This is a genomic window from Micromonospora sp. WMMD737 (genome assembly GCF_049179055.1).
Lineage (GTDB): Bacteria > Actinomycetota > Actinomycetes > Mycobacteriales > Micromonosporaceae > Micromonospora > Micromonospora reichwaldensis.
In genome coordinates this window covers 4,111,257-4,128,585 of the sequence record NZ_JBMHMH010000001.1, presented here as the reverse complement: position 1 = coordinate 4,128,585, position 17,329 = coordinate 4,111,257, and the positions used below count along the sequence as shown (strand labels likewise).

14 protein-coding genes are annotated in these 17,329 nt (G+C 68.6%); all 14 read left to right on the top strand.

The features are described 5' to 3' along the window. The first annotated feature begins 225 nt into the window (after positions 1–225). A complete protein-coding gene (locus ACN27A_RS17935; RefSeq protein WP_132230898.1) occupies positions 226–3,657 on the top strand; it encodes a DNA-directed RNA polymerase subunit beta in 3,432 nt (1,143 codons plus the stop codon). An 80-nt stretch (positions 3,658–3,737) separates the two neighbouring features. Then, complete coding sequence (locus ACN27A_RS17930) at positions 3,738–7,625, top strand: DNA-directed RNA polymerase subunit beta' (RefSeq protein WP_357579609.1); 3,888 nt, start codon at positions 3,738–3,740, stop codon at positions 7,623–7,625. Positions 7,626–7,735: 110 nt separating this feature from the next. Beyond that, positions 7,736–8,107 carry a hypothetical protein gene (locus tag ACN27A_RS17925; protein WP_132230900.1) on the top strand — a complete coding sequence of 124 codons (372 nt, stop codon included), beginning with the start codon at positions 7,736–7,738 and terminating at the stop codon, positions 8,105–8,107. 504 nt (positions 8,108–8,611) lie between these two features. Beyond that, a complete protein-coding gene (locus ACN27A_RS17920; protein WP_421458512.1) occupies positions 8,612–8,959 on the top strand; it encodes a hypothetical protein in 348 nt (115 codons plus the stop codon). A gap of 493 nt (positions 8,960–9,452) precedes the next feature. Next, the gene (gene rpsL, locus ACN27A_RS17915; protein WP_014440718.1) at positions 9,453–9,827 is read left to right on the top strand and encodes a 30S ribosomal protein S12; all 375 of its coding nucleotides are present in this window, start codon (positions 9,453–9,455) and stop codon (positions 9,825–9,827) included. Position 9,828: 1 nt separating this feature from the next. Continuing rightward, entirely contained in the window at positions 9,829–10,299 is a 471-nt protein-coding gene (gene rpsG, locus ACN27A_RS17910; protein WP_077938296.1) for a 30S ribosomal protein S7, read from the top strand. A 76-nt stretch (positions 10,300–10,375) separates the two neighbouring features. Further along, entirely contained in the window at positions 10,376–12,472 is a 2,097-nt protein-coding gene (fusA, locus tag ACN27A_RS17905) for an elongation factor G (RefSeq protein ID WP_311410827.1), read from the top strand. A 217-nt stretch (positions 12,473–12,689) separates the two neighbouring features. Continuing rightward, positions 12,690–13,883, top strand: a complete 1,194-nt coding sequence (gene tuf / locus ACN27A_RS17900) for an elongation factor Tu (RefSeq protein ID WP_151453326.1) — start codon at positions 12,690–12,692, stop codon at positions 13,881–13,883. Positions 13,884–14,233: 350 nt separating this feature from the next. Then, a complete protein-coding gene (gene rpsJ, locus ACN27A_RS17895; RefSeq protein WP_007073037.1) occupies positions 14,234–14,542 on the top strand; it encodes a 30S ribosomal protein S10 in 309 nt (102 codons plus the stop codon). A gap of 11 nt (positions 14,543–14,553) precedes the next feature. Next, on the top strand, positions 14,554–15,219 hold the full coding sequence (gene rplC / locus ACN27A_RS17890) for a 50S ribosomal protein L3 (RefSeq protein WP_121399890.1): 666 nt from the start codon (positions 14,554–14,556) through the stop codon (positions 15,217–15,219). Beyond that, positions 15,216–15,866 carry a 50S ribosomal protein L4 gene (gene rplD / locus ACN27A_RS17885; protein WP_101412800.1) on the top strand — a complete coding sequence of 217 codons (651 nt, stop codon included), beginning with the start codon at positions 15,216–15,218 and terminating at the stop codon, positions 15,864–15,866. Before rplC ends, rplD begins: the two co-directional genes overlap by 4 nt. Next, a complete protein-coding gene (gene rplW, locus ACN27A_RS17880) occupies positions 15,863–16,165 on the top strand; it encodes a 50S ribosomal protein L23 (protein ID WP_088998352.1) in 303 nt (100 codons plus the stop codon). Before rplD ends, rplW begins: the two co-directional genes overlap by 4 nt. A 12-nt stretch (positions 16,166–16,177) precedes the next feature. Continuing rightward, positions 16,178–17,017, top strand: coding sequence for a 50S ribosomal protein L2 (gene rplB, locus ACN27A_RS17875; protein WP_421454853.1), 840 nt, complete (start codon positions 16,178–16,180; stop codon positions 17,015–17,017). Positions 17,018–17,029: 12 nt separating this feature from the next. Beyond that, positions 17,030–17,311 carry a 30S ribosomal protein S19 gene (gene rpsS / locus ACN27A_RS17870; RefSeq protein ID WP_088647003.1) on the top strand — a complete coding sequence of 94 codons (282 nt, stop codon included), beginning with the start codon at positions 17,030–17,032 and terminating at the stop codon, positions 17,309–17,311. Positions 17,312–17,329: the final 18 nt, after the last annotated feature.

Sequence of the window (17,329 nt, the reverse complement as noted above, 5' to 3'; positions counted from 1 at the left end):
CCGAGCGGCCCGGTTAGACCCCGGTTCAGGGGTCCCGAGGCACGTTCCGCGACGACCTGCGGGTTGGGCTGGACAGCGGTTAGCCTCTCGGCTACACTGCTAGTTTGCGCTGCCTTCCGACTTGACCCCTGCTCGGAAATGTCCGTTTACGGATATTTCTGGTGGGGTCATTGGAGTGCACGCGTACCAGCCGTTCTGCAGCACCGGTCCTCGGAAGGACGCATCTTGGCAGCTTCCCGCCCTGCGAAGACCAGTCGTACGTCGAGCGCATTCGCTCCCCGCCGAGTTTCATTCGGCAGGATCACCGAACACCTCGAGGTCCCCAACCTCCTCGCCATCCAGAACGAGTCCTTCGACTGGCTCGTCGGCAACGAGGCTTGGCAGGGCCGGTCGGCGGACGACCCGCACGCACGCTCGGGTCTCGCGGAGATCCTCGACGAGATCAGTCCCATTGAGGACTTCTCCGGCACCATGTCGCTCTCCTTCTCGGCTCCGCGCTTCGACGAGGTCAAGGCCTCGATCGAGGAGTGCAAGGAGAAGGACCTGACCTACTGCGCCCCGCTCTTCGTGACCGCGGAGTTCACCAACAACACCACCGGCGAGATCAAGAGCCAGACGGTGTTCATGGGTGACTTCCCGATGATGACGCCGAAGGGCACCTTCATCATCAACGGCACCGAGCGCGTCGTGGTCAGCCAGCTCGTCCGGTCCCCGGGCGTCTACTTCGACAAGCAGCCGGACAAGACCTCCGACCGCGACCTCACCAGCGTCAAGGTCATTCCCAGCCGGGGCGCCTGGCTGGAGTTCGACATCGACAAGCGCGACACGGTCGGTGTTCGCATCGACCGCAAGCGCCGGCAGGCCGTCACCGTCCTGCTCAAGGCCGTCGGTTGGTCGGCCGAGCGCATCCGCGAGCGGTTCGGCTGGTCCGAGCTGATGATGACCACGCTCGAGAAGGACCACATCGCCGGCGCGGACGAGGCGTTGCTCGACATCTACCGGAAGCTCCGCCCTGGCGAGCCGCCGACCCGCGAGAACGCCCAGACCCTGCTCGACAACCTCTTCTTCAACCCGAAGCGGTACGACGTCGCCAAGGTCGGTCGTTACAAGTTCAACAAGAAGCTCGAGCTGGAGGTGCCGATCACGACCGGCACCCTGACCGAGGACGACATCGTCGCCACCGTGGAGTACCTCTGCCGGCTGCACGCCGGTGAGGACGGCTACGAGGCCGACGACATCGACCACTTCGGCAACCGGCGCCTGCGTACCGTGGGTGAGCTGATCCAGAACCAGGTCCGGGTCGGTCTGTCCCGGATGGAGCGCGTCGTCCGCGAGCGGATGACCACCCAGGACGTCGAGGCGATCACGCCGCAGACCCTGATCAACATCCGTCCCGTGGTGGCGGCGATCAAGGAGTTCTTCGGCACGTCGCAGCTGTCCCAGTTCATGGACCAGACCAACCCGCTGGCGGGCCTGACCCACCGGCGCCGGCTGAGCGCGCTCGGCCCGGGTGGCCTGTCCCGGGAGCGGGCCGGCTTCGAGGTCCGCGACGTGCACCCGTCCCACTACGGCCGGATGTGCCCGATCGAGACGCCGGAAGGCCCGAACATCGGCCTGATCGGCGCGCTGTCCACCTTCGCCCGGGTCAACCCGTTCGGCTTCATCGAGACGCCGTACCGGAAGGTCGTCGACGGTCGGGTCACCGACCAGATCGACTACCTGACCGCGGACGAGGAGGACCGGTTCGTCAAGGCGCAGGCCAACGCGCCGCTGAAGGCCGACGGCACGTTCGCCGAGGACCGGGTCCTGTGCCGCCGTAAGGGCGGCGAGACCGAGGACGTGGTGCCGAGCGCCGTCGACTACATGGACGTGTCGCCGCGGCAGATGACCTCGGTCGCCACCGCGATGATCCCGTTCCTCGAGCACGACGACGCCAACCGGGCGCTGATGGGCGCGAACATGCAGCGCCAGGCGGTGCCGCTGGTCAAGGCCGAGTCCCCGCTCGTCGGCACCGGCATGGAATACCGTGCCGCGGTCGACGCCGGTGACGTGGTCGTCGCCGAGGTCGGCGGCGTCATCGAGGACCTCTGCGCCGACTACATCACCATCCACCAGGACGACGGCCACCGCCGCACGTACCTGCTGCACAAGTTCCGCCGCTCCAACGCCGGCTCCTGCGTCAACCAGAAGCCGGTCGTCTTCGAGGGCGACCGCGTCGAGGCCGGCCAGGTCATCGCCGACGGTCCGTGCACCGACGAGGGCGAGATGGCGCTCGGGCGCAACCTGCTCGTGGCGTTCATGTGCTGGGAGGGCCACAACTACGAGGACGCGATCATCCTGTCGCAGCGCCTCGTGCAGCAGGACGTGCTCACCTCGATCCACATCGAGGAGCACGAGGTCGACGCCCGGGACACCAAGCTGGGCCCGGAGGAGATCACCCGCGACATCCCGAACGTCAGCGAGGAGATGCTCGCCGACCTCGACGAGCGCGGCATCATCCGGATCGGCGCCGAGGTCGTCCCCGGCGACATCCTGGTCGGCAAGGTCACGCCCAAGGGCGAGACCGAGCTGACCCCGGAGGAGCGGCTGCTCCGCGCGATCTTCGGTGAGAAGGCGCGCGAGGTCCGTGACACCTCGCTGAAGGTGCCGCACGGCGAGACCGGCACGGTCATCGGCGTGCGTACCTTCTCCCGCGAGGACGGCGACGAGCTGCCGCCGGGCGTCAACGAGCTGGTCCGGGTCTACGTCGCCCAGAAGCGGAAGATCCAGGACGGCGACAAGCTCGCCGGCCGGCACGGCAACAAGGGCGTCATCTCCAAGATCCTGCCGATCGAGGACATGCCGTTCCTGGAGGACGGCACGCCCGTCGACATCGTGCTCAACCCGCTGGGTGTGCCGTCCCGGATGAACATCGGCCAGGTGCTGGAGACGCACCTCGGCTGGGTGGCGAAGACGGGGTGGAGCGTCGACGGCGACGACGCCGAGTGGAAGCGCCAGCTGCGCTCCATCGAGGCGCACGAGTCGGAGCCGGACACCAACGTGGCCACGCCGGTCTTCGACGGCGCCCGCGAGGAGGAGATCTCCGGCCTGCTGGCGTCGACCCTGCCCAACCGGGACGGCAAGCAGCTGATCGGTTCCACCGGCAAGGCGCAGCTGTTCGACGGCCGCTCCGGCGAGCCGCTGCCGGACCCGATCGCGGTCGGCTACATCTACATCCTGAAGCTCAACCACCTGGTCGACGACAAGATCCACGCCCGGTCGACCGGTCCGTACTCGATGATCACGCAGCAGCCGCTGGGTGGTAAGGCGCAGTTCGGTGGCCAGCGCTTCGGCGAGATGGAGTGCTGGGCGATGCAGGCGTACGGCGCCGCGTACGCCCTGCAGGAGCTGTTGACGATCAAGTCCGACGACGTCCTCGGCCGGGTCAAGGTCTACGAGGCCATCGTCAAGGGCGAGAACATCCCGGAGCCGGGCATCCCGGAGTCGTTCAAGGTGCTGCTCAAGGAGCTGCAGTCGCTGTGCCTCAACGTCGAGGTGCTGTCCAGCGACGGCGTGGCCCTGGAGATGCGCGAGACCGACGACGAGGTGTTCCGCGCCGCGGAGGAGCTGGGCATCGACCTGTCCCGGCGCGAGCCGAGCTCGGTCGAAGAGGTCTGAGGTGAGCGGTCGGGGGCCGGCTCGCCGGCTCCCGACCCCACCCACTAGCTAGCAGTACAGACGACGACATAGGGGACATAGTGCTCGACGTCAACTTCTTCGACGAGCTGCGCATCGGCCTCGCCACCGCCGACGACATCCGTCAGTGGTCGCACGGTGAGGTCAAGAAGCCTGAGACGATCAACTACCGCACCCTGAAGCCGGAAAAGGACGGGCTCTTCTGCGAGAAGATCTTCGGTCCGCAGCGGGACTGGGAGTGCTACTGCGGTAAGTACAAGCGGGTCCGGTTCAAGGGCATCATCTGCGAGCGCTGCGGCGTCGAGGTGACCCGGTCGAAGGTCCGCCGCGAGCGGATGGGGCACATCGAGCTCGCCGCGCCGGTGACCCACATCTGGTACTTCAAGGGCGTGCCGAGCCGGCTGGGCTACCTGCTGGACCTCGCCCCCAAGGACCTCGAAAAGATCATCTACTTCGCCTCGTACGTCGTGACGAGCGTGGACGCCGAGTCGCGTCACCGTGACCTCTCGACGATCGAGAACGAGATCCTGGCCGAGAAGCGGCAGGCCGAGAACAGCCGCGACTCGGAGATCGAGAAGCGGGCCACCAAGCTCGAGGCCGACCTGGCCGAGCTGGAGGCCGAGGGTGCCAAGGCGGACGTCCGGCGCAAGGTCAAGGAGGGCGGAGAGCGCGAGATGCGCCAGATCCGCGACCGGGCCCAGCGCGAGATCGACCGCCTGGACGAGGTGCTGGACACCTTCCGCAAGCTGGAGCCGAAGCAGCTCGTCACCGACGAACTGCTCTACCGCGAGCTGCGGGACCGGTTCGGCGAGTACTTCACCGGCGGTATGGGCGCCGAGGCCATCAAGGCGCTGGTCCAGAACATGGACCTCGACGCCGAGGCCGAGAACCTGCGCGAGACCATCCGCTCCGGCAAGGGGCAGCGGAAGATCCGGGCGCTCAAGCGGCTCAAGGTCGTCGCGGCGTTCCTGAACACCCGCAACTCGCCGCTCGGCATGGTGCTCGACTGCGTGCCGGTCATCCCGCCGGACCTGCGCCCGATGGTGCAGCTCGACGGTGGCCGCTTCGCGACCTCCGACCTGAACGACCTGTACCGCCGCGTGATCAACCGGAACAACCGCCTCAAGCGGCTGATCGACCTCGGCGCGCCCGAGATCATCGTCAACAACGAGAAGCGGATGCTCCAGGAGGCCGTCGACGCGCTGTTCGACAACGGCCGCCGCGGCCGGCCGGTCACCGGGCCGGGCAACCGCCCGCTGAAGTCGCTCTCCGACATGCTCAAGGGCAAGCAGGGCCGGTTCCGGCAGAACCTGCTGGGCAAGCGCGTCGACTACTCCGGCCGTTCGGTCATCGTCGTCGGCCCGAAGCTGAAGCTGCACCAGTGCGGCCTGCCCAAGCAGATGGCGCTGGAGCTGTTCAAGCCGTTCGTGATGAAGCGGCTGGTCGACCTCAACCACGCGCAGAACATCAAGTCCGCCAAGCGGATGGTCGAGCGGCAGCGCCCGGTCGTGTGGGACGTGCTCGAAGAGGTCATCGGCGAGCACCCGGTCCTGCTGAACCGGGCGCCGACCCTGCACCGCCTGGGCATCCAGGCCTTCGAGCCGCAGCTCGTCGAGGGCAAGGCCATCCAGATCCACCCGCTGGTCTGCACCGCGTTCAACGCCGACTTCGACGGTGACCAGATGGCGGTGCACGTGCCGCTGTCCGCCGAGGCCCAGGCCGAGGCGCGGATCCTGATGCTGTCGTCGAACAACATCCTCAAGCCGGCCGACGGCAAGCCCGTCACCATGCCCACCCAGGACATGGTCATCGGCCTCTACCACCTCACCCACCTCACGGCGGGCGAGAAGGGCGAGGGCCGGGCGTTCAGCTCGGACGCCGAGGCCCGGATGGCGTACGACAACGGCGAGCTGCACCTGCAGGCCCCGGTGAAGATCCGCCTGCGTGGCGTGATCGGGGTCGACAACGGCGCCGGCGCCGAGGCGTGGACCGCCCCGGAGGGCTGGGTCGAGGGCGAGCCGCTGACCGTGGAGACGACCCTCGGTCGGGTGCTGTTCAACGAGACGCTGCCGCAGGGCTACCGCTTCGTGAACTACGAGATCCGCAAGGGTCAGCTCTCCGCGATCGTCAACGACCTCGCCGAGCGCTTCCCCAAGGTGGCGCTGGCCGCCACCCTGGACGGGCTCAAGGAGGCCGGCTTCCACTGGGCCACCTGGTCCGGCGTGACGATCGGCATGGAGGACGTCATCGCCCCGCCGCGCAAGCGGGAGATCCTGGAGCGGTACGAGAAGGAAGCCGACCAGATCGACAAGCAGTACCAGCGCGGTCTGATGACCCCGGAGGAGCGTCGCGGCGAGCTCATCCAGATCTGGACCAAGGCGACCAACGAGGTCGCCAAGGAGATGGACACCGCCCTGCCGCAGGAGAACCCGCTGTGGAAGATGATCAACTCGGGCGCCCGCGGTAACCTCCTCCAGCTCCGGCAGATCGCGGCGATCCGTGGTCTGGTGGCCAACCCGAAGGGCGAGATCATCCCGCGGCCGATCAAGGCCAGCTACCGGGAGGGTCTGTCCGTGCTGGAGTACTTCATCTCCACGCACGGTGCCCGTAAGGGTCTCGCGGACACCGCCCTGCGTACCGCCGACTCGGGTTACCTGACCCGTCGTCTGGTGGACGTCTCGCAGGACGTCATCATCCGCGAGGAGGACTGCGGCACCGACCGCGCCATCCCGATGCAGATCGGCGAGCGGATCGACGGCAAGCTGGTCGTGCACGAGCACGCCGAGACCAGCGTGCACGCCCGGACGCTGGCCGACGACATCAAGGGGCCGGACGGCGTCGTCGTCGCCGAGCGGGGTCAGGACATCAACTCGATCCTGGTCGACAAGATCGTCGCCGCCGGGACCGAGACGGTCCGGGTGCGCAGCGTGCTCACCTGCGAGTCGAAGCTGGGCGTCTGCGGTGCGTGCTACGGCCGCTCGCTGCCGACCGGCAAGACCGTGGACGTCGGCGAGGCGGTCGGCATCATCGCCGCCCAGTCGATCGGTGAGCCGGGTACGCAGCTGACGATGCGTACCTTCCACACCGGTGGCGTCGCGGGTGAGGACATCACCCAGGGTCTGCCCCGTGTCCAGGAGATCTTCGAGGCCCGGGTCCCGAAGGGCAAGGCGCCCATCGCCGACACCCCGGGTCGGATCCGGATCGAGGACGGCGAGCGCTCGCGGAAGATCATCGTGGTGCCGGACGACGGCAGTGACGAGATCGTCTACGACAAGATCTCCAAGCGGGTCCGGCTGCGGACCCACGACGGCGGTCACGTCGCGGTCGGCGAGAAGCTGACCGAGGGCACCATCGACCCGCACGAGCTTCTGCGGATCATGGGTCCGCGGGCGGTCCAGGTCCACCTGACCAGTGAGGTCCAGGAGGTCTACCGCTCGCAGGGTGTGCTCATCCACGACAAGCACATCGAGATCATCATCCGCCAGATGCTCAAGCGGGTGACGGTCATCGACTCCGGCTCGACCGAGTTCCTGCCGGGCGTGCTGGTCGACCGGGCGCTGTTCGAGTCGGAGAACCGCCGACTCGTCTCCGAGGGCGGCGAGCCCGCCGCCGGCCGTCCGGTGCTGATGGGTATCACCAAGGCCTCGCTGGCCACCGACTCCTGGCTCTCGGCGGCCTCCTTCCAGGAGACCACCCGGGTGCTGACCGACGCGGCGATCAACTCGCGCAGCGACTCGCTCGTCGGCCTCAAGGAGAACGTGATCATCGGTAAGCTCATCCCGGCCGGTACGGGCATCAGCAAGTACCGCAACGTCCGGGTCGAGCCGACCGAGGAGGCGAAGGCCAAGGTCTACTCGATGACCGGCTACCCGGAGACCGACTACGGCTTCGGGCCGGCCAGCGGCCAGGCGGTTCCGCTGGACGACTTCGACTTCGGGTCGTACCGCTAGGCAGCACGATCGACGAGGCCCCCGGCACGCGCCGGGGGCCTCGTCGCGTCCCGGGGTCGGGGTGGCCCGTGCGGGCGCCGCGGCGGAGCGGACCGGGGCATGATGGGGGCATGACGACCGCACCCGGGCAGGCGCCCGTCGCCCAGCCGGGGCTGCCCCGCCATCCGCTCGACCCGGACCCGGCCCGGGCCACCAAGGCGCGGGCGGTCTTCGCACTCGGCCTGATCGGCGCGCTGACCGGCCTGTTCATCGGCGGCGTGGTGCCGGCCACGGTGGCGCTCCAGCTCGCCCGCCAGGCACGCCGGGAGGCATACGCCTCGGGGGGTTTCCTGACCGGCTCCGCCTGGCTGCGGCGGGGGGAGCGGCTGGCCTGGACGGGCCTGGTGCTCGTCGCCGTCAGCGTGGTGGCCGCGGTGGTGCTCGGGGTGGTCCGGCTCGCCGACACGCCCTACGGGCAGGACTTCGCACCGAACATGGACTGACCGACCGCCCGAGGGGAACGGGTCTCGCGCCGGGCGCGGGCCGTCGGGCCGGCGGCGGTAGCCTGGCCCGGTGTCCGTCGCGCGGCGGTGGACGCCGAGACGTCGACAGGAGGACCCGTGACGGAACCGGCGCGCTACCCGGGCGGCGATCCCGTGGCGCACCCCGCCGCGAATCCCGACGCCCCGCCCGGCGGGACGCAGTGGGCGCGGCCCGACGCGGGCACGCCGTCCGTCGGGTCGGGGTACCCGCCGCCGGCGTCGCCCTTGAACGCCCCGTCCGGGGCAGGGGTCCCGGGCCCGCCGCCGGCGTCGCCCTGGGGCGCCCCGCCCGGGGCGGGGGTTCCGGGCCCGTCGTCGGCGTCCCCGTGGGGCACCTCGCCCGCGGCAGCGGGCCCGCCGCCGGCGCCGGGCTGGGGTCCGGGCCCGGTCGCTCCGCCCCCGCCGCCGCGCGAGGCCGCCCGGCCGCCGAAGCGGGTCGACCCGGTCGCGGGCACGTCCTTCGGCGTGGTGCACCTCGACGTGCCGCCGGTCACCTCCGGTCTGGCCGTGGGTTCGCTGGTGGCCGGGATCGTCTCGACGCTTGTCGCGCTGCTCGTGGTCTGTGTCGGCGCGGTCGGCGGCGTGGGTGGCGCCTGGGCGTCCGGCGCCTTCACGGTGCTGGGCGTCCTGGCCGGCGCGGGCGCCGTCGTGGCCGGCCTGCTGGGGATACGGCAGATCCGGCGCCCGGCCGCCCCGCCGGCGGTCCGGTTCACCGGGCGGGGCCTGGCGGTGGCCGGCGTCAGCTGTGGCGGGGCGGGACTGCTGTTCAGCCTGCTCGGCCTGGGGCTGGCGTTGCTGCTGACGCTCGGGTGACGCCCGCGCCCGTCCGTGGGGCCTGACGGCGGCCGTGACGGGGTCGACGGGCCGGTCCACGGGGAAGCCGGTACACTTGGGTCCGTAGGTGCCCACCACGGGCGGGTAGGCGCAACGGGTTCGATCGGCAGGCGGTGGACGCTCCGCAGGCCGCTCCGTTTTGACCTGTGCGGTTGTGGTAGGTACTCTTTCCCCTTGTGCCCGGGCAAGCCCGGGCAACTCGTGCGTGCGCTGGATCCGGTGAGCCGGAGATCGCGTGGGAGCACGACGAAGCCAAAGATCCGGCGCGCGGCCCGCCGTGCGCCGGTGCAACACCCCGTCGACAACGCGCGAGCGTCGGCGCCGGGGCCGTGAGCTGGGCGACACGCCCGACCGCGGGTGCCGGGACCACCGCGAGGTGGCCCTGGTCGGAATGTAGGAGAGTCGACCATCTGGTCGACTACGGCAGACGGTGCGGCCGCCACCAGGCGGTCGAAGGGAGCGGAGAAACCCGGTGCCCACGATCCAGCAGCTGGTCCGAAAGGGCCGCCAGGCTAAGACGAGTAAGACCAAGACCCCGGCGCTGAAGGGTTCCCCTCAGCGGCGCGGCGTGTGCACCCGCGTGTACACCACCACCCCGAAGAAGCCGAACTCGGCGCTGCGCAAGGTCGCTCGTGTCAAGCTCAGCAGCCAGATCGAGGTGACCGCCTACATCCCGGGCGTCGGCCACAACCTGCAGGAGCACTCGATCGTGCTCGTCCGCGGCGGCCGGGTGAAGGACCTCCCCGGTGTGCGTTACAAGATCGTCCGCGGCTCGCTGGACACCCAGGGTGTCCGCAACCGCAAGCAGGCGCGCAGCCGCTACGGCGCGAAGAAGGAGAAGAGCTGACATGCCGCGTAAGGGACCCGCTCCGCGGAAGCCGCTGGTCGCTGACCCGGTGTACAACTCGCCGCTGGTCACCCAGTTGGTGAACAAGATCCTCCTGCGCGGTAAGCGTCAGCTCGCCGAGCGCATCGTCTACGCCGCCCTCGAGGGCTGCCGTGAGAAGTCCGGCACCGACCCGGTCGTCACCCTCAAGCGGGCGATGGACAACGTCAAGCCGACCCTCGAGGTGCGTAGCCGCCGCGTCGGTGGCGCCACCTACCAGGTCCCGGTCGAGGTCCGTCCCGCCCGGGCGACCACCCTGGGCCTGCGCTGGCTGGTCACCTACTCCCGCGCCCGTCGCGAGAAGACCATGATCGAGCGGCTGATGAACGAGCTGCTGGACGCGAGCAACGGCCTCGGTGCCGCCGTCAAGCGGCGCGAGGACACGCACAAGATGGCCGAGTCCAACAAGGCCTTCGCGCACTACCGCTGGTAACACCCTGGTTCCGGCGCCCCCACGGGCGCCGGAACCGCCACCAGTTGTGTCGAGACGACGATAAGTAGGGATTGAAGTGGCCGCCGCAGACGCGCTCGCCAACGTACGCAACATCGGCATCATGGCCCACATCGATGCCGGTAAGACCACCACCACCGAGCGGATCCTGTTCTACACCGGCATCACGTACAAGATCGGTGAGGTCCACGAGGGCGGTGCCGTCATGGACTGGATGGAGCAGGAGCAGGAGCGTGGTATCACCATCACCTCCGCTGCTACCAAGTGTGAGTGGAAGGGCCACACGATCCAGATCATCGACACGCCCGGCCACGTCGACTTCACGGTCGAGGTCGAGCGTTCGCTGCGGGTGCTGGACGGCGCGGTCGCGGTCTACGACGGTGTCGCCGGCGTGGAGCCGCAGACGGAGAACGTCTGGCGGCAGGCGGACAAGTACAACGTCCCCCGGATGTGCTTCGTCAACAAGCTCGACCGGACCGGTGCCGACTTCTTCCGCTGCGTGCAGATGATGATCGACCGGCTCAACGCCACCCCGCTGGTCCTCCAGATCCCGATCGGCGCCGAGTCCGACTTCATCGGCGTGGTCGACCTGGTCGAGATGCGGGCCCTCACCTGGCGCGGCGAGACGCAGAAGGGTGAGGACTACGCGATCGAGGAGATCCCGGCCGACCTCGCCGACTCCGCCGCGGAGTGGCGCGAGAAGCTGATGGAGACCCTGGCCGACGTCGACGACGCGGTGATGGAGAAGTACCTGGAGGGCGAGGAGATCTCCGTCGAGGAGATCAAGGACGCCATCCGTCGGGCCACCATCGCCGGCAAGGCCAACCCGGTCCTCACCGGCACCGCCTTCAAGAACAAGGGCATCCAGCCGATGCTGGACGCGGTCATCGCGTACCTGCCGTCGCCGCTGGACATCCCGGCGATCGAGGGTACGGCCACCGACGGCGAGACCCCGCTGCAGCGCAAGCCGTCGAAGTCGGAGCCCTTCTCGGGCCTCGCCTTCAAGATCCAGACGGACAAGCACCTCGGCAAGCTCACCTACGTGCGGATCTACTCCGGCACGCTCGAGTCCGGCTCCCAGGTGGTCAACTCCACCAAGGACCGCAAGGAGCGGATCGGCAAGATCTACCAGATGCACGCCAACAAGCGGGAAGAGCGCAGCTCGGCCCAGGCTGGCGACATCATCGCGGTGCAGGGTCTCAAGCAGACCACCACCGGTGACACCCTGTGCGACCCGGCGAACCCGGTCATCCTGGAGTCGATGACCTTCCCGGAGCCGGTCATCGAGGTCGCCATCGAGCCGAAGACCAAGGCCGACCAGGAGAAGCTCAGCACCGCCATCCAGCGGCTGGCCGAGGAGGACCCGACCTTCCGCGTCAAGCTGGACGACCAGACCGGTCAGACGGTCATCTCCGGCATGGGCGAGCTGCACCTGGACATCCTGGTCGACCGGATGCGCCGCGAGTTCAACGTCGAGGCCAACATCGGTAAGCCGCAGGTGGCGTACCGCGAGACCATCCGCCGCAAGGTGGACAAGGTCGAGTACACCCACAAGAAGCAGACCGGTGGTTCCGGCCAGTACGCCCGGGTGATCATCAGCCTGGAGCCGCTGCCGCTCGGCAACGACGCCCCGACCTACGAGTTCGCCAACGCCGTCACCGGTGGCCGCATCCCCCGGGAGTTCATCCCGTCGGTGGACGCGGGCGCGCAGGACGCGATGCAGTACGGCATCCTCGCCGGCTTCCCGCTGGTGGGTGTCAAGCTCACCCTGCTGGACGGCCAGTACCACGAGGTCGACTCGTCGGAAATGGCATTCAAGATCGCCGGCTCGATGGTGATGAAGGAGGCGGCCCGCAAGGCCGACCCCGCGCTCCTCGAGCCGATGATGGCCGTTGAGGTCACCACTCCTGAGGAGAACATGGGTGACGTCATCGGCGACCTCAACTCCCGCCGCGGCATCATCCAGGCGATGGAGGAGCGCAGCGGCGCCCGCGTCGTCAAGGCTCTGGTGCCGTTGTCGGAGATGTTCGGCTACGTCGGCGACCTGCGGTCGAAGACCCAGGGCCGGGCTAGCTACAGCATGCAGTTCGACTCCTACGCCGAGGTTCCGTCCTCGGTCGCGAAGGAGATCATCGCCAAGGCGACGGGTGAGTGACCCTCACCTGACGTGATCGATGATCCGAGGCGGTCGCGGGAGGGTGCTCCCGCCCGCGACCACCTCGGTCGGAACGCGTGAGACCGGGCCTGTAGGCTTCATCGCCGCAGAACCCACCAAAGCTCTCCGGCCGTCAGGCCGGAAAGGCTGTCGACAGAGTCCTAAGCGCCGACCGGCGCGCCGGGCGTACGAACCAAGAAGTCCACAGGAGGACCCAGTGGCGAAGGCGAAGTTCGAGCGGACTAAGCCGCACGTCAACATCGGCACCATTGGTCACATCGACCACGGTAAGACGACGCTGACGGCGGCCATCACCAAGGTCCTGCACGACCAGTACCCGGACCTGAACCCGTACACGCCGTTCGACGAGATCGACAAGGCGCCGGAGGAGAAGGCCCGCGGCATCACGATCTCCATCGCGCACGTCGAGTACCAGACCGAGGCGCGGCACTACGCGCACGTCGACTGCCCCGGTCACGCCGACTACATCAAGAACATGATCACCGGTGCCGCCCAGATGGACGGCGCGATCCTGGTGGTCGCGGCGACCGACGGCCCGATGCCGCAGACCCGCGAGCACGTGCTGCTGGCCCGCCAGGTCGGCGTGCCGTACATCGTCGTGGCGCTCAACAAGAGCGACATGGTCGACGACGAGGAGCTCCTGGAGCTCGTCGAGCTCGAGGTCCGTGAGCTGCTGTCGAACCAGGAGTACCCGGGCGACGACCTGCCGGTCGTGCGGGTCTCGGCGCTGAAGGCCCTCGAGGGTGACCCCGAGTGGACCGGCAAGCTGCTGGACCTGATGACCGCGGTCGACACCGCGATCCCGCAGCCGGAGCGCGAGACCGAGAAGCCGTTCCTCATGCCCATCGAGGACGTCTTCACGATCACCGGTCGTGGCACGGTCGTCACCGGCCGCGCCGAGCGTGGCGTGCTCAAGCCGAACGAGGAGGTGGAGATCGTCGGCATCCGCGAGAAGTCGATGAAGACCACCTGCACCGGCATCGAGATGTTCCGCAAGCTGCTCGACGAGGCCCGCGCGGGCGAGAACGTCGGTCTGCTGCTGCGTGGCATCAAGCGCGAGGACGTCGAGCGCGGCATGGTCGTCATCAAGCCGGGCACCACGACCCCGCACACGGAGTTCGAGGCGACGGTCTACATCCTCTCCAAGGAGGAGGGTGGCCGCCACACCCCGTTCTTCCAGAACTACCGTCCGCAGTTCTACTTCCGGACCACGGACGTCACCGGTGTCGTCACCCTCCCCGAGGGCACCGAGATGGTCATGCCGGGTGACAACACCACCATGACGGTGAAGCTGATCCAGCCCATCGCCATGGAGGAGAACCTCAAGTTCGCGATCCGCGAGGGTGGCCGCACCGTCGGCGCCGGGTTCGTCACCAAGATCATCAAGTGAGCTAGGTAACCCCGATTAGACCCGCCGCCGGTCGTGCGGCATACTAGTCAGGTTGCGTAACGACAGTTCGCTGCCTGTGTTCGGCTTTCGCTGAACCTCCGGGTGGCAGAGCAGTCGAGCGTAGGGTGGTTGGCGGCCCGTCCGCCAACCACCCTCGCACGGCGTTCAGGTCGCGGTAGTGCGATCGACGCCTTGACCCACCGCGCGGTCAGAGTCGCTCCGGAGTCCCGGGGCGGAGCCTGGCCCGAGGGCGCGACACGCCCGACCGCGGGGGTCGGCGAAGTGGGCCTGTGCCAGCCGGTACAGGCGCCCGCAACACAGCGGCATCGAGAGAAGGAACAGAAGCCACCATGGCGGGACAGAAGATCCGCATCCGGCTCAAGGCCTATGACCACGAGGTCGTCGACTCCTCGGCTCGGAAGATCGTCGAGACGGTGACGCGTACCGGGGCGCAGGTCGCGGGCCCGGTGCCGCTGCCCACGGAGATCAACCGTTTCTGCGTTATCCGCTCGCCGCACAAGTACAAGGACTCGCGCGAGCACTTCGAGATGCGCACGCACAAGCGGCTGATCGACATCATCGACCCGACCCCGAAGACGGTCGACTCGCTCATGCGCCTCGACCTGCCGGCTGGCGTCGACATCGAGATCAAGCTGTAGGGACCGGACAAATGGACAGGCAAGTCAAGGGGATCCTGGGCGCCAAGCTCGGCATGACCCAGGTCTGGGACAACAACCGTGTTGTCCCGGTGACCGTGGTCGAGGCCGGCCCGTGCGTCATCAGCCAGGTTCGTAGCGCCGAGAAGGACGGTTACTCCGCGGTCCAGCTCGCGTACGGCACGATCGACCCGCGCAAGGTCAAGAAGCCGATCAGCGGGCACTACGCGAAGGCCGACGTCGCGCCGCGCCGCCACATCGTCGAGCTGCGCACCGCCGACGCCGCCGACTACTCGCTCGGCCAGGAGATCACGGTCGAGGAGTTCCCGGCCGGCGTCTCCATCGACGTGACCGGCAAGACCAAGGGCAAGGGCTACGCCGGCCCGATGAAGCGGCACGGCTTCCACGGTCTGCGCGCCAGCCACGGTGTCGAGCGCAAGCACCGCTCGCCCGGCTCCATCGGCGCCTGCGCCACCCCGGGTCGTGTCTTCAAGGGCACCCGGATGGCCGGCCGCATGGGTGGCGTGCGCTACACCGTGCAGAACCTGACCGTCCAGGCGGTCGACACCGAGAACAACCTCCTGCTCGTCCGTGGCGCCATTCCCGGCCCCAAGGGCGCGCTGGTCCTGGTCCGTACCGCGGCCAAGACCAAGGCGAAGAAGGGCGGTGCGGCCAAGTGACCACCGTTGACGTCCTCACCGTCGAAGGCTCCAAGAGCGGCTCCGTCGAGCTGCCCGCCGACATCTTCGACGTCCAGGCCAACGTCGCGCTGATGCACCAGGTCGTGGTGGCCCAGCTCGCGGCGGCCCGGCAGGGCACGCACAAGGTCAAGACCCGCGGCGAGGTCGCCGGCGGCGGCAAGAAGCCGTACAAGCAGAAGGGCACCGGTCGCGCCCGGCAGGGCTCGATCCGCGCGCCGCAGTTCGCCGGCGGTGGCGTCGTGCACGGCCCCGTGCCGCGCGACTACAGCCAGCGGACCCCGAAGAAGATGAAGGCCGCCGCCCTGCGTGGCGCCCTCTCCGACCGGGCCCGCGCCGGGCAGGTGCACGTCGTCGAGGCGTTCGTCTCGGGCGAGAAGCCGTCGACCAAGGCCGCCCTGGCCACGCTGGCGAAGCTGACCGAGGCCCGTCGGGTCCTGGTCGTGCTGAGCAGCACCGACGAGCTGAACTGGGTGTCGCTGCGCAACGAGCCGCGGGTGCACCTGATCGAGGCTGGCCAGCTCAACACGTACGACGTGCTGGTGGCCGACGACGTGGTCTTCACCAAGGACGCCCTGGACGAGTTCCTGGGTGTTCCCGCCGAGACCACCGAGGAGGGTGGCAAGTGAGCACGATCGCCGACCCGCGCGACATCATCGTGGCGCCGGTCGTCTCGGAGAAGAGCTACAGCGAGCTGAACCGCAACTGGTACACCTTCCTGGTGCACCCGGACGCGAACAAGACCGAGATCAAGATCGCGATCCAGCAGATCTTCGACGTCCGCGTCCTGACGGTCAACACGCTCAACCGCCAGGGCAAGCGCAAGCGGACCAAGACCGGTTTCGGGCAGCGTAAGGCCACCAAGCGGGCGATCGTGAAGCTGGCTGACGGTGACCGTATCGAGGCCTTCGGCGGCCCGGTCAGCTGAGGGGTGTAGACAATGGCTATCCGTAAGTACAAGCCGACGACGCCGGGCCGGCGTGGCTCCAGCGTCGCCGACTTCGCTGAGATCACCCGGTCGACGCCCGAGAAGTCGCTGCTGGCTCCGCTGCCGAAGAAGGGCGGGCGTAACGCCCACGGCCGGATCACCGCGCGGCACCACGGTGGCGGTCACAAGCGCCAGTACCGTCTGATCGACTTCAAGCGGGTCGACAAGGACGGCGTGCCGGCGAAGGTCGCCCACATCGAGTACGACCCGAACCGCACCGCGCGCATCGCGCTGCTGCACTACGCCGACGGCGAGAAGCGCTACATCCTCGCGCCGAAGGACCTGAAGCAGGGCGACCGCATCGAGTCGGGTCCGGGCGCCGACATCAAGCCGGGCAACAACCTGCCGCTGCGCAACATCCCGGTCGGTACCACGATCCACAACGTGGAGCTGCGTCCCGGCGGCGGCGCCAAGCTGGCCCGCTCGGCCGGCGTCGGCATCCAGCTGCTCGGCCGTGAGGGTGTGTACGCGACCCTGCGCATGCCGTCCGGCGAGATCCGGCGGGTCGACGTCCGCTGCCGCGCCAGCATCGGTGAGATCGGCAACGCCGACCAGTCGAACATCAACTGGGGCAAGGCCGGCCGCATGCGGTGGAAGGGCAAGCGCCCGACCGTCCGTGGTGTCGCCATGAACCCGGTCGACCACCCGCACGGTGGTGGTGAGGGTAAGACCTCCGGTGGTCGCCACCCGGTCAACCCGCAGGGTAAGCCCGAGGGCCGCACCCGTCGTAAGGGCCAGCCGAGTGACCGGCTGATCGTCCGCCGCCGCTACGCCACGCGTAAGCGCGGCTGAGGGAGATAAGACATGCCTCGCAGCCTGAAGAAGGGCCCGTTCATCGACGACCACCTGCTCAAGAAGGTGGAGACGCAGAACGACAAGGGCTCGAAGAACGTCATCAAGACCTGGTCGCGGCGCTCGACGATCATCCCCGAGATGCTGGGCCACACGATCGCCGTGCACGACGGACGCAAGCACGTCCCGGTGTTCGTGACTGAGGCGATGGTCGGGCACAAGCTCGGCGAGTTCGCGCTGACCCGCACGTTCAAGGGTCACGAGAAGGACGACCGGAAGAGCCGTCGGCGCTGACGCCGCGGGCATACGGAT